This is a genomic window from Chryseobacterium sp. IT-36CA2 (assembly GCF_949767875.1).
Lineage (GTDB): Bacteria > Bacteroidota > Bacteroidia > Flavobacteriales > Weeksellaceae > Chryseobacterium.
In genome coordinates, this window is sequence record NZ_CATKPG010000011.1 from 1,422,525 (window position 1) to 1,436,549 (window position 14,025).

A 14,025-nucleotide genomic window follows, 5' to 3' on the forward strand; every position below is an offset into this window, starting at 1 on the left:
TTTGCTTATTTTTGCCTTTCCTTGTTATCAAATTATGTGGAAAAAAATTAAACAGCTTATCTTCATCATTCTTGTTTTGAATGTAGTCTTTATTATCTGGGGCAGATTCTTTAATCCGCCAATCACACTTACTCAGATAGGAGGGCTTTTTGAATATGGAAAACTGCACAGGGATTATATTTCCTATGACGAGATGGGAAGCAATGTGAAAAAAGCAGTAATAGCTTCTGAAGATCAGAAATTCTTTGATCATGACGGCTTTGATTATACAGCCATCGAAAAAGCGATGAAAAACAATGAGAAAGGCAAAAAAATAAGAGGTGGAAGTACCATTTCCCAGCAGACCGCAAAGAATGTATTTCTTTGGCAGGGCAGAAGCTGGGTGAGAAAAGGGCTGGAAGCAATCTATACTTTTATCATCGAAAAAGTATGGACTAAAGATATTATCCTTGAAAGATACCTGAACTCCATTGAAATGGGGCAGGGAGTATTTGGAGTGGAAGCTGCTGCACAATATTATTTTGGAAAATCATCCAAAGATCTAAGTGCTTCAGATGCAGCATGGATTGCCGCTGTACTGCCTAATCCGAAGAAATATGATCCTAAAAATCCATCCCCATATTTAAGAAAGAAACACAATTGGATCATGAGACAGATGAGGAATGTGAGTTTGAAATAGTATCTTTGTACTAATGAAATTCTTTAATTCCAGCACAAACTTTGAGTCAGTTCTTAAAAAATACTTTTCTTTTAAGAATGAAACCCTTTCTTTAGAACCTTTTGCAGAGTTTTTAGAGACGATCAAAGAAGCAGACTTCACAGATGTGCTTAATTTCTTCAGAAGCAATCCTAATTTTGCTGAAAATTTTAAATATTACATTCATAATATTTTTAGAGGACGGCCTTTCAATCTTTCTCTGACGGAAGCCAATATTCTTTCAGAAAATGCTTTCTTTCCGGAACTTAAAAAAAGAATACTGAACAAGGTTTTACCACCCGTTGAAAATGAAAAGACGGTGTGGTATATGATTGACAATGTCAGCCTCAGACCCAAAAAAGATCTGAAATATCTTCACAATCTTCCGGAGAATGAGATTGATGAGTTTTTAAATATATTGGAAGCTTCAGATTTTATTGTGAAGCCTAATGTGAAAAAAGAACTCATTTTCTCCATGAATATTCTTTCCTGGAGGGTTACAGGGATGGCTATGGAAGTGGAAGTGGTAAGAATGGCACCACAGTACAGAAATCTGGATAATCCGTTTCTTGCCCTTCAGAATGAGTTGGAAACATTAGCAGAAGATCTTGTAAAGGACCCTGAACTTCAGCTGCACTCCAAAGACAGCAGATATAAGCAGATTAAGATTTATGCAGAACAATGTCAGGAGTTTGTGAATATTGCTTTTAAAAATTCCGCCAAATATGGGATCTCTGGAAAAATTAATCAGTCTCTGCTAAAAATCCGACAGCAGACTGAAAGAATATATGAAATTGTTCAGTTATTGGTTATTGATACCGATGAAGATGTTCAGATAAAATCTAAACAGCTGATCTTTAATATTCTGAACTATAAATCTCACAAGAATAATATCTCAGACCTGATTAATGACAGTACGAGATTAATTTCACACCTCATTACCAATCATACTGCAGAAGCCGGAGCTCATTATATTACTTCTACCCGGAAGGAATATATGACGATGTTCTACAAGGCGAGTGGTGGTGGAATTATTGTAGGAGCTCTTTGTGCTCTGAAAATGCTCTACGGATATATTCCCGGGAGTGATTTTTCCCATGCATTTTTATATTCTATGAACTACGCAATGGGATTTGTGATGATCTATCTGATGGGCTTTACTCTGGCTACAAAACAGCCGGCAATGACTGCTGCTACCATGACTAAAGTATTATCCGAAGAAGGAAATGCACAAAGAAATAATACAGAATTTGCTCATTTGGTTTCCAAACTGTTCAGAAGTCAGTTTATTGCCTTTGTAGGAAATGTATTGCTTGCCTTTCCGGTGGCACTTGCCATCATTTACGGGCTGGATGTTTTTTTCTCTCAAAACCTTGCAGTAGAGCGTTCTGATAAATTATTAAAAGATCTTGATCCTTTTAAATCAAAAGCAATTCTGCATGCTAGTATTGCCGGATTCTATCTTTTTATTTCAGGAATTATTTCAGGAAATATCGGGAATAATTCCGTGTTTTATCAGATCCCTGAGAGAATTGCCAAAAACCTTTCCATCAGAAGCTTTTTTGGGAAAAAATTTGCAAAAGGACTTTCAAAATATTATGCTAAAAATTGGCCGGGAATCATTTCCAATTTCTGGTTTGGGGTTTTCCTTGGAGCAACGGCTCCGGTAGGAATGTTTTTCGGGCTGGATCTGGACATCAGACACATCACTTTCGCAGCAGGAAATTTTGCATTAGGATTATATGGAAAAGATTTCTCTGTAGATTCCTATACATTCTGGATGTCTTTTGTAACGGTATTTTTGATCGGATTTTTCAACTTTTTAGTAAGTTTCAGTTTGTCTATGTTCCTGGCATTCAGGTCAAGAAAAATGAATTTCGGACAGGTAAGTGAAATCTATAAAGAAATTTTCAGGTATTTTACAAAGCATCCCCTGAAATTCTTTCTGCCATTGCGTTCCAGATTGGATAAACAGGCAGATGATTTGATGAGCAGTACCATTTCTAATAAATCAGATGAACATTAATAATATAAAAAATGCTACCCTTGGGTAGCATTTTTCTATAGTTATAACTTTTAATGACAGTATGGAAGTTCCTGGCATTCTGCAGGAAGCTGCTCCCCAAAAACACATTGACTAAGATCTCCACAGCTTACAGCACAGCAAACCATTTATCCCGCACCTTGAGTTACCTTTAACGGTTTCTCTTGATAATTTCTTTGATTTAAGTATCTTTTTCATAGTAAAAATGAGCTATTAATGAGTACTAAAGAAACATATTAGATATGATTAATTCAAAATAATTTCAACCTTGGTGAATTATTTTATATGGATTTAATCCCTATATTCCTATAAAATCTGAAGATCCCTAAATTTCTCAATTCCAAATTTATCCTGGAACTTTTTGAGATAAAAGCTTTTACGCATTTTAAAATCATGTTTCAGCAAAGGAGAATCAATTTTGATCACGATGCACTCATTTTCTATATTGACACTTCTTATTTCCTTAAAAAGGCTTTCATCAAGATAATCCTCAAGGAAATCTTTAATGTCAAAAGCTACAAGTTTATGCTCAAAGCCATAAATTCTGGCAAAAGATTTTACCAGTTCAGAGGATTGATATTCACGTTTTTTCTTCTTCATAGTCGGGTTTCGGGATTGCGTGATTCGGGTTTTGCGTTTCGAGATTTAGGATGGAGTTTAGAATGATAAGTTAAGATAAAAAATACTATAATATAGAGAAATAGGTTTAAATATTTTTTTTAAACTAAACCTCAAAAATGATACTTTCCTCATTAATTTTCTTCACGACATTTTCAGTACGCTCTCTATGAGTATCCGTGATGAAAATCTGTCCAAAGCTTTCTTTATTAACAAGTTCAATCAATTGCGAAACTCTGGTGTCATCAAGCTTATCAAAAATATCGTCAAGCAATAGGATAGGTGTCTTTTTTGTGAGTTCTTTTACGAGACTCATCTGAGCCAGTTTTAAAGAAATCAGGAAAGATTTTTGCTGTCCCTGTGATCCGATTTTTTTGATTAAAACATGATCCATTTCAAAAAGAAGATCATCCTTATGAATTCCTTTTGAAGTGTAGGTCAGCATACGGTCTCTTTCAAGACTTTCTTTTAAAAGGTTTTCAAAAGAATCTTCCAGCAAATGAGATTCATAAATTACAGATACAGTTTCTTTTCCACCGGAAATAATCTGATAGAAATTCTGAACAATAGGGTTGAGCTGCTCTACAAACTCTTTTCTTTTCTTAAAAATTTTAGTCCCAAATCTGGTGATCGGGTCATCATAAATTTCCAAAGAATCTTTGTCCCATGTTCTGTTTTTGGCAAAATATTTCAATAATGCATTTCGCTGCTGAATCGTTTTCTGATATTGGATAAGATCAAAAAGATATTCCGAATCCGTTTGGGAGATCATCGCATCCAGAAATTTACGTCTGCTCTCCCCGGAATCTGAAATAAGATTAGAATCATAGGGCGAAATCATAACACTTGGTAGATATCCGATATGATCTGCAAGCCTGTCATAGCTTTTGTCATTTTTCTTGATCACCTTTTTAGATTCCCTGGGCTGGGTGATCCTGATGATATCCTCGCTGTCTTCATTCTGGATTTCAGCATCAATGGTAAAGAAGTCTTCTTCCTGTTTAATATTGTTGAAGTCAGTATTTCCTAAAAAGCTTTTTCCTACTGATAAATAATGCAAAGCATCCAGAATATTGGTCTTTCCCACACCGTTATTGCCCACAAAACAGTTGATCTGCGGGGAAAATTCAAATTTTTTCTCAGAGTGATTTTTGAAATTATAGACGGAAAGCTTTTTGATAATCATTCGTCAAAAATACTCCATTATTAGTAAAAATAAAAAAGGAAGTGCGGAACAAGTTTCTACCCCAAATGAATAATAAGCGTCATCTCTTTTATTATCAGAGAAATAGATAAAAATATAAGTTACAATGCTGGCCATAAAAAAAGAAATGGCGTAAGATAAATCAAGATAAAAGATCCCAATCATATTGCTGATGAAAACAAGAGCATACGCAATATATTTTGTATTCTGAACCCCTATTAGCATTGGAAAAGTTTTTACGGTATCATTATTCATATCCCGAATATCAAAGGGAAGAACAAGTGCAGTAATAAAGAAAAAACTAATCAGAAAAATGGGTATACTGAATTCTGGCAGGGTAAGCCAACAATTGACCAGCGCCCATACCAATCCTACATAAAAAACTTTCAGTAAAGGGATTTTTCGGATATAAACATCAAGGAAAAAGCTATTGTAAAGCAATCCCAATACTACGATAATAAACCATTTCAGAAGTCTTATTTCATTATGATTATGAATGATTAAAAAAGCACAGGCGATTCCCGCAATGGCATTGATGATCACTATTTTGAAAAAATGCCTGGTATATTGATATTTAGTATACAGATAACCACTGAAATAAGTAATGAAAATAAGTGCAAAAGTAGGGAAACGGAATGTGTTTTGCTCTTTCATGAAAAATACTGCAAAAAGAGTTCCCATAAGAGAGACATAAAGTTGGCTGTCTATGACGGTTTTTTTCAGTATTTTTAAAATGTTCATTTATCAAAATTAATATATATGAAAAGATTTTCCAAGATTTTTCTGCTTTTGCTTGTAATGCTGAGCTTTTCAACGGTATCCGCACAGAAATATTATGATACCCAATGGAAAAAAGTGGCTGAAAACAGTACAAAAGGAGCTTATAAATCTAATCTTCCCATTATTTTAGACATACAAAAACAAGCCATGAAAGAAAATAATGCCTTCGAGCTGATCCGTTCTCTGAAAGCGGAATTCAGTATTGTAAACCAAACTGTGGATGATGATCAGAACGATTCCGCTTCCCAATTTTTCAAAAAGCTTAAAGATGCGGAAGGAAAAGTAAGCGGTGAAGGAAAGCTGGTATACAAAGTCTTACTGAATGGTTTCTTCATGGATTATTATAACCAGAATTCATGGAAAATAAACGGAAGAACCAATATCAACTCTCAGGATGTTTCACAGATTGAAACCTGGAGTAAGCTTGATTTTAAAAATTATTTAACGAAAAGTTATCAGGATCTTGATCAGGAGAGAGCTGAGATGAAAAAGATCTCTTTGGAAAAATATAAAAATATCTTTTCTGAAACGGGAGATATTGCTTATTTCCCAACATTATCAGATTGGTATGCTGTGAAGAAAATAGCATTTTTATCCGAAAATAATATTTTTACCAAGAATGAACTGACGGCAAACCGTACAACAATCAATACAATTTATGATGAACTGATTGCACAGAACAGCGGGAATGCAAAACTGTATTTCATGAAAGAGAAGATTACAGAAAACTGTAATTTCAATCATTGTAAAGATAAGCTTCAACAGCTTCAGAATCTGCTGAAATCTGATGTGCAGGGAGATTATAAAGTAATGATCATGGGAGATATCATGGATGAACTTATTAATCAGAAGAAGCCTAAAGAAGCTCTTGCAGTAGCTTCGCAGGCAAAAAGTGAATATCCAAAATCTCTTTTCCTTGAAAATCTCAAAAGCAAAGAAGCTCAGATCATCAATCCATATCTGAACTTAAAATACGAATCTCAGACTCAGAATAATCTGCCGATTCACTTTGTGGCAGAATATCAGAATGTATCAGAATTTACATTGAATATTTATGAAGTAAAAGATGATTTTACCTCATTACTTCAATATGCTCAGGATTCTTACTCCAATACTTTCGGGAAATTAAAAAAGAACTTGGTAAGGAAAGAAATATTCCAGCTTCCGGATCCTAAGGATTATCAGAATCATAAAACTTCATTGGAGGTGAAGCCGCTTCCTTCCGGAGTGTATGTTGCAGAATTTACCGTTGCAGGAGCGGATATGAAAGATACAGATTCCAGACAAAACTTCTACTTTTTGGTTTCAGGAAACAGAATCATCTACCAATCGAAAACAGACAGAAAACCTCTTTCTGATGAATTGAAATTGGTGAACAGTGAAAATGGGAAACCTTTAGCCAATGAGGGGCTTCGATTTTATGAATTTGTTTCTAATAAAACATTAACTAAAATTGAAGGAACAACCAATGCAAACGGAGTATTTAAATTTCCTTCTTCTGAAAATAAAGACTATTACAGAACGTTCCTTATCCAGCAGCCTAAAACCAATGATTTTCAGGTAATGCAGGTCTATGGAAATAGAGGGTATGCTGATGACTATAATCCTAATAAACAAACTCGCTCAACGGCTCAAATTTTCATAGACAGAGGGATCTACCGTCCCGGACAGACTGTTTATTTCAAGGTGATCAACACCAGAATGAATAAGGAAGTTGAAGCTGTGCTTTCAGGATTAAAACAAAAAATTACGTTGTTGAATACCAATAGCGAAGAGGTTTCTTCACAGGAATTTACCACCAATGAATTTGGCTCTTATCATGGAAGTTTCATTCTTCCGAAAGGAAAATTAAACGGAAACTTTTATCTGAGAATAGATGGTGAAAGCCAGGGATATAAAAACTTCAGAGTAGAAGAATACAAAAGACCAAAATTTGAAGTCACTTTTGATCCGGTAAAAGATGAATATAAATATGGACAAACAATTGATTTAAAAGGTAAAGCTGTTATGTTTTCCGGTGTTCCGTTAGGCAATACGACTGTGAACTATGAAATCAAAAAACAAAATATCAGATGGAGATATTTCAGCTGGTATCCGCAGAACGATGATAATGAAAACTCTATTTTGGGGGAAGCAAAAACCAATGAAAAGGGAGAATTTATCATTCATTTGGAGCTTAAAAAAGATGAAAAACTGGAAGGAATACAGATTGACAATTATGCGATCAATGCCTCAGTTACAGATATCAATGGAGAAACGCAGACTGCCAATACCCAGTTAAAAGTAGCGTCAGTTTCTCACTACATTCATGCGGAAAATATCAGCAATATTTTTACAGATGAAAATGTAAAACTGAAGGTAGAAACCAAGAATTACAATGATCAGAACCTTAAAAAGCCATATCAGGTTAAATTGTCAAAGCTAACGGCTCCGGACAGGATTTTCAGAGATAATTTCAAATCTGATGTTCAGAATTTGCCGAAATATTCAAAAGAAGAATTTATCGGCAAATTCCCACATGATCTTTTTGATAAAAATGATGAAATCAAAAATTGGAAAACGGAAAAAGTACTGATTGAAAGACAACAGCAGCCATCTACTGACAATGCTCAGCTTTCAACCAATCTTGATTTAGGAAAACTGGAAACAGGAGATTATGAACTTGAACTTTTTAATATTGAAGGAAAAGATACGATCAAAACTTCTCAGTATTTCAGTGTTTGGGATAAGACAGTTTTAAAATCAACCCAAAAAACATTCCTTACAGTAATCGCTCCGAAAGAAGAATTGTCAAGAGGAGAAAAGGCAAAAGTTTATGTTTACTCAGCAGTTCCCGATGCTTTAATCAATGTTTTTGTTCAGGACGGATCTGGAAAAACCATTTCAGAAGTTCATCAGATGAAAAAAGGAATATTAGAATATAGTGCTGAAATTCCTAAAGATAAAAGTGTATCAGATCTGAACCTTCAGTTTCAGCTGGTAGCATTCAATGATGTGAATACACAGTCTGTTTCTTTGAAAATAAAAGACACCGAAAAGGCTTTAAAAATTGAAACCGTAACCTTCAGAGATAAGCTTGAGCCTAACGTTAAAGAAAAATGGACGGTAAAAGTAACTGGAAATGATAAGGAAAAGATCAATGCGGAAGTATTGGCCAATATGTATGACATGTCTTTGGATCAGTTTGCTGCAAACACGTACAGTTGGAGAAAACTGTACACCCCATTTGTAATTGTTACTTCTTATGGAATCAGAAATTATCTGCAGCAGAAAAACTATCAGAAGAGACTAGGGTATTTCGAAGACAAATATGTTACTGTTCCGCAGTTTAACTGGTTTGATGGTGACCTTTTGTATTATTCTATTTCAAGAGAAACAGTTACAGGAGTTAGTTATCAGGAAGGAGTTAAAGCTCCCGCTTATGCACCACCTCCATCACCAATTGCTGGACAGGCAAGAGGAATCAAACGAAAAGCTGTAGCAGAAGAAGTGATGATGAGTGCTGCTAAAGTTGCAAATGTTACCGATGCAGATGGAGTTTTAGATCAGGAGGATATCCCAAAAGACCTGGACAAAGTAGCTGTGCGTAAAAATCTGAATGAAACCGCATTCTTCTATCCTAATTTGAAAACGGATGCAGAAGGCAATGTAAGCTTCGAGTTCACTTCTCCGGAAGCATTGACAAAATGGAAATTAATGTTCCTTGCGCATACTCAGGATGCAAGAGCTTCTACGTTGGAAAAAGAAGTGGTAACTCAGAAAGAATTCTCAGTAACGCCAAACTATCCGAGGTTCCTGAGAGAAGGAGACGAACTGAATCTACAGTCGAAACTGTCAAACCTTACCGATAAAAAACTAAACGGTTCTGCCGAATTACAGATTCTGGATGCCTTTACCAATGAAAATATTTCTTCGAAATTCGGAATCACTTCAGGTGTACAAGACTTCAGTCTGAATGAAAATGGAAGTAACGCATTGACATGGAAATTGAAAGTTCCGGAGAATGTTTCTTCCATTATTTTTAAAGTGGTTGCTAAAGCAGGAGCTTATTCCGATGGTGAGCAGCAAGCTGTTGCTGTATTACCTAACAGAATGCTGGTGACTGATGCCGTTCCGGTTTTTGTAAAAGAAGGTGAAACCAAAACATTTGTATTGGATAATTTTAAAAACAATACATCCACAACAGCTTCTAATGTTTCGAATACATTAGAATTGACTACGAATCCGATCTGGGAGATTATGTTTGCCCTTCCAAGTCTGAAAAACGATCAGAATAACTCTGCGGATGTGATCTTTAACAAATGGTTTGCAGACGTACTGGCTTCGGAAGTATTCAAAGCCAATCCAAAAATGAAAACTATTTTCGAGGAATATCAGAACAAAGGATTATTAAATTCAAACCTTGAAAAAAATCAGGAATTGAAGCAATTGTTACTGGAAGAAACTCCTTGGGTATTGGAAAGTAAAAATGAGGGTGAGCAGATGCAGAAACTGGCATTATTGTTTGATGTCAATACGATGAAAAATTCTATCAATCAGGATTGGGATGATTTCAAAAAACTGCAGAATCCTGACGGTGGATTCTCATGGTATCCAGGTTACCCAAGTTCTTACGGAACATCATTGTATATTCTTAAAAACTTAGGAAAAATCAATTCTTGGTTAAAAGATAATGTGAAAGACTATCAAAGTGCCGATCAAAAAGTACTTGTAGCTAAATTGATTCAGTATGTAGACAATGAGGTTGCCAAATATTATGATGTGAAAAAAGATAATGTATGGAACAACTGGTCTATAGATTATCTGGATACCAGAAACTATTGGGAGCAGCAATATCCATTGAAAGGAAAAGGAGCTACCCTGAAAGCATTGGTAAAACAGAAAGCCAAAACAGCTAAAATAACCGATTTTACATTCTTCGGACTTCACCGTGCAGCATTATTAATGAATGATTATGGTTTGAAAGAGGTTTCTGCGAAATTAATGACATACCTTAAGGAAACCTCCACAGATACTAAAACACAAGGAGTCTATTGGAAGCAAAACCTGAACGATTGGGGATGGTTCGGCTCAAAAGTAGTAAACCATGCAGGAGCATTGGAAGCTTTCAATAAGTTAGCATCTAACGATCAAAACTTTATTGAAGACATGAAAATCTGGCTGGTAACTCAAAAAGAAGTGAACTCATGGGGAAGCTCAAGAGGAACTGCGGAAGTGATCTTTACCATTCTAAATTCTGGAAAATCATGGACTGGAACAGAAAGTGATAAAGCCACCATTGTTTGGGGCGGAAAAGAATTAGCTCCTCAGACACAAGCTACAGGCTATGTGAAATCAACAGTGAAACCAGAAGCTATAGATAAAAACTTAGCAACAGTAACCGTTACCAAACCAGGTCCCGGAATTGTTCAGGGAGGATTATTCTGGCAATATTATGAAGATCTGGATAAAATCAAATCTTCTGAAAATTATATTTCTGTAACGAAAGAACTTTATAAAAAAGTAAAAACGGTGAACGGAGAAGAACTTCAGAAAATCTCAACCGAAACACCATTGAAAGTAGGAGATAAAGTAACTGTAAGAATGATTCTGAATACGGACAGGGCTATGGAATTCATTCACATTAAAGATATGCGTGCAGCAGGATTTGAGCCGGTAGATACACTTTCAGGATATCAATGGAAAAATAATCTGGGATATTATCAGTCAACCAAAGATGCCTCTACCAACTTTTATATTCAGTACATGCCAAAAGGAAAATATGTCTTTGAATACGATGTGGTAGCCAACGCATCAGGTAAATTCTCCAACGGAATTACAACAATGCAGAACTATTACGCACCGCAGATGAATGCTCATACAAAGGGAAGTAACGTGACTATTTCAGAGTAACTTATAAGAAAACCGTAGTAATTTTTACTGCGGTTTTTTATTTAAGTTTTTAAATAAAATCAAAAAATCAAACAATTGTTTAATTTTGGAATGGTTTTTGGAATTGAGATAGTATCAATTAAAAAAATTATTAAAAGATGAAATTTTCTAAAACTTTAATCACAGGATTAGTACTAATGGCTGGAGTAAATGCTTTTGCACAAAAGAAAGCAGAAAAGTTTGAAAAACTACAGATTGAAATGTTCCCAAAAGCAAAAGAAGGATATAAGCAAGTATATATTCAGCTTCCCGTAGCAAAAAACGAAAACGATTTAAAGGTTGAACTTTTTGTAGGTGCTGAGAAAATGTTAGACTGTAACAACTATTTCTTAATGGGAGAAATGAAAACTCAGGATCTTCAGGGATGGGGGTACAACTATTATGAAGTAGAATCTAAAGGTGAAACAGCAGGAACACTAATGGGATGTATGGATAAAAAACTGACTAAAAAGTTTGTTACCCTGAAACCCGAAACCGTAAGATACAACAGCAAACTTCCATTGGTATTCTACGTACCGAAAGATATCGAAGTTCGTTACAGAATTTTACGTCCTGATGCTGCCATGAAAAAAGCAGTTCAAAGATAAATCAGCTTATTATAATGATAAACAGAAAACTCTCCACACTACCGTGGGGAGTTTTTGTTTTTTATTCTACAGAAGGAAAGATGATTTACCACCATCTCTGCTAAGTAGAATGCCTTTGCGAGCGATTTAATATATCTTCTAATAAATACTTTGCGGACTTAGCGTTATTTTTCCAAAGCCTGCCCACCCAGTTTGTCATTCCGTATGAATCCAACTTGCAAAATTCAGAATCAGAATAAAGTTTAGGCTAAAGCCAATTGAAGTTTGATCCTTATTAAACGGACTAAAGTCCGTTCCTATTGAATTACTTTGTTCGATAAATGCTTCTCCAACATCTTTGCTGAGTATAACGCCCTTGCGAACAATTTTATATCTCTTCATAAATACTTTGCGGACTTAGCGTTATTTTTCCAAAGCCTGTCCACCCAGTTTGTCATTCCATAGGAATCCAACCTCCAAAATTCAAAATAAAATATACCGTATGTTTTTCACATAAAATATTGTTTTATCCCTTTATTTCCTCAAAAAAACACAACAAAATAGGATGGGGAAAAGTAGAGTTAAATATTTTTTCAAAAATTTTTAAGTTTTAATTAACATTTAAACACTTCGGGCAAAACTTTATTTTATAAGGCTTTAAACTTAAACAATTTTTAAACTTACTTTAAATTCACCATATTGTAGAATTATCTTTAAGTGTTTAACCTTTTTTTGCATTATATTTGTTGTAAACATAAACCATGAAAAACAATTTATTGATTTTTACGTTTAGTTTTTTTGCTTTCCCTGCTTTTGGCTGGGCACAGTCTGCGCCGGATTTTAAAGAACTTCTGGATAGTGCTATGGTTCGGGACTCGAACCTCAAAATGCAGATTACCCAAAATAAACTTACCGATCTTGACGAACATAAACTGAAAGACATCTTTCTTCCAACCCTGGAACTGAGTGGTAAAGCCGGCTATCTCAACGGAACAGCGAGACTAACGTCACCGGAATTCAATCTGGCTCCCTTTATCAATATTCCGGAAGGGGCTTTCAATAATAATTTCAACGTATCAGGTTTTTCAGGTGTTGCCAAGGCAGATGCCAAAATGCTTCTGTATTCAGGAGGAAAGGTCAAATACATGAAAAAAGCGGTTGAAGAAAAGAAAAAGTCTGAAGACATTCTTTTGGAGAAAACAAAAGATGAGGTTATAGCCACTATTTCTAAAGCATATGATCAGCTGGCTTTGATTCATCAGTCTAAAAAAGTACTGGATGAAAGCAAAAAAAGACTTGATATCAACAGAAAAACAGCAGATAAGGCTCTTGGTTATGGTTTGATAACTCCTTACGATCATAAGAAAATTGAGCTGGCTCAGGCGACCCTAGATGCCAAGATGGTAGAATATGAAGGGAAAAAAGAATTGCTTCTTACCCAGCTTTATATTTTAACCGGAATTCAAAGAGAAAGGCTCAGAATGATTGATCCGGTGCTATCGCCGGTAGAATTACTGGCAGCAGAAAAAGGAATAGAGCAAAGAGCTGAAATTCGGGCACTGGAACATGGAATCAGTGCTGCAGACTATAAAATAAAGGCCGAAAGAACATGGATGATTCCTAAAGTACAGCTGATGGCCTCTGCTTACTATATCGGTTTGTATGGAAACAGAATAAAGTCCTCAGAAAATGTTATTCCCGCAGTCCCAATACTTGGATACGAAGGAAAAAAACTGGACTGGAGACCCAATAATATCAATGTATTTCCATTGATCACTGCTGGAGTAGGTTTTAAATGGGAGATTTTCGATGGTAAAGAAGGAAAACATGCAGAAGAAACCGCCAAAGTAGGGAAAGAAGTTTTACAGAACCAGAAAGAAGATGCTTTGAAAAAACTGACCCTGAATCTGGCGAATAATCAAACCAATTATGATATTGCTTCCGCACAGATCACCTTGAAAGCTAAAGAAAAAGAATTGGCAAAAAATGCATTGGTACAGGCAGAAAAAGAATTCAGATACGGAATGAGTAAATCTTCACAGCTCATCGATGCAGAAAATGATCTTGAAGTGTCCGAACTTGAATATCAGAATGCCATTTTCAACCAGAGAAGAGCGGGAATAGAACTGATGAGGTCTACCCAGGAGCTGGATATCACCAAATTTTATTTAATCCCTTAAAAATT

Annotated in this window: 8 protein-coding genes; 5 read left to right on the plus strand and 3 right to left on the minus strand. The window is 35.3% G+C overall.

All coding sequences use genetic code 11. The features are described from left to right. Positions 1-34 precede the first annotated feature (34 nt). Together mtgA and ACM6F9_RS07150 are read left to right on the plus strand one after the other, a co-directional pair. Positions 35-679 carry a monofunctional biosynthetic peptidoglycan transglycosylase gene (gene mtgA / locus ACM6F9_RS07145; protein WP_414845057.1) on the plus strand — a complete coding sequence of 215 codons (645 nt, stop codon included), beginning with the start codon at positions 35-37 and terminating at the stop codon, positions 677-679. 13 nt (positions 680-692) lie between these two features. Then, positions 693-2,723, plus strand: a complete 2,031-nt coding sequence (locus tag ACM6F9_RS07150; protein ID WP_414845058.1) for a recombinase — start codon at positions 693-695, stop codon at positions 2,721-2,723. 324 nt (positions 2,724-3,047) lie between these two features. Here the strand turns inward: ACM6F9_RS07150 and ACM6F9_RS07155 are convergent, their stop codons facing one another. The 3 genes from ACM6F9_RS07155 to ACM6F9_RS07165 form a co-directional block, all read right to left on the minus strand. After that, positions 3,048-3,341 (minus strand): hypothetical protein, encoded by a 294-nt coding sequence (locus ACM6F9_RS07155; RefSeq protein WP_414845059.1) that lies wholly within the window; start codon positions 3,339-3,341, stop codon positions 3,048-3,050. Between the two features lie 124 nt (positions 3,342-3,465). Then, the gene (gene recF, locus ACM6F9_RS07160; protein ID WP_414845060.1) at positions 3,466-4,545 is read right to left on the minus strand and encodes a DNA replication/repair protein RecF; all 1,080 of its coding nucleotides are present in this window, start codon (positions 4,543-4,545) and stop codon (positions 3,466-3,468) included. Between the two features lie 3 nt (positions 4,546-4,548). After that, entirely contained in the window at positions 4,549-5,304 is a 756-nt protein-coding gene (locus ACM6F9_RS07165) for a hypothetical protein (protein ID WP_414845061.1), read from the minus strand. 18 nt (positions 5,305-5,322) lie between these two features. On the opposite strand from ACM6F9_RS07165, the gene ACM6F9_RS07170 reads away from it, so the two are divergent. The 3 genes from ACM6F9_RS07170 to ACM6F9_RS07180 all read left to right on the plus strand — a co-directional run bounded on the left by ACM6F9_RS07170 (position 5,323) and on the right by ACM6F9_RS07180 (position 14,020). Next, complete coding sequence (locus ACM6F9_RS07170) at positions 5,323-11,235, plus strand: alpha-2-macroglobulin family protein (protein ID WP_414845062.1); 5,913 nt, start codon at positions 5,323-5,325, stop codon at positions 11,233-11,235. A 137-nt stretch (positions 11,236-11,372) separates the two neighbouring features. Then, positions 11,373-11,861: a serine protease inhibitor ecotin gene (gene eco / locus ACM6F9_RS07175; protein ID WP_309433601.1), complete on the plus strand. Its 489-nt coding sequence runs from the start codon at positions 11,373-11,375 to the stop codon at positions 11,859-11,861. Positions 11,862-12,601: 740 nt separating this feature from the next. After that, entirely contained in the window at positions 12,602-14,020 is a 1,419-nt protein-coding gene (locus tag ACM6F9_RS07180) for a TolC family protein (RefSeq protein ID WP_414845063.1), read from the plus strand. The last annotated feature ends 5 nt before the right edge of the window (positions 14,021-14,025 follow it).

Bases quoted from the DNA above. Each gene is read 5' to 3' on its own strand.
- mtgA (WP_414845057.1), top strand. From the start codon at position 35: ATGTGGAAAAAAATTAAACAGCTTATCTTCATCATTCTTGTTTTGAAT.
- ACM6F9_RS07150 (WP_414845058.1), top strand. From the start codon at position 693: ATGAAATTCTTTAATTCCAGCACAAACTTTGAGTCAGTTCTTAAAAAA.
- ACM6F9_RS07155 (WP_414845059.1), bottom strand. From the start codon at position 3,341: ATGAAGAAGAAAAAACGTGAATATCAATCCTCTGAACTGGTAAAATCT.
- recF (WP_414845060.1), bottom strand. From the start codon at position 4,545: ATGATTATCAAAAAGCTTTCCGTCTATAATTTCAAAAATCACTCTGAG.
- ACM6F9_RS07165 (WP_414845061.1), bottom strand. From the start codon at position 5,304: ATGAACATTTTAAAAATACTGAAAAAAACCGTCATAGACAGCCAACTT.
- ACM6F9_RS07170 (WP_414845062.1), top strand. From the start codon at position 5,323: ATGAAAAGATTTTCCAAGATTTTTCTGCTTTTGCTTGTAATGCTGAGC.
- eco (WP_309433601.1), top strand. From the start codon at position 11,373: ATGAAATTTTCTAAAACTTTAATCACAGGATTAGTACTAATGGCTGGA.
- ACM6F9_RS07180 (WP_414845063.1), top strand. From the start codon at position 12,602: ATGAAAAACAATTTATTGATTTTTACGTTTAGTTTTTTTGCTTTCCCT.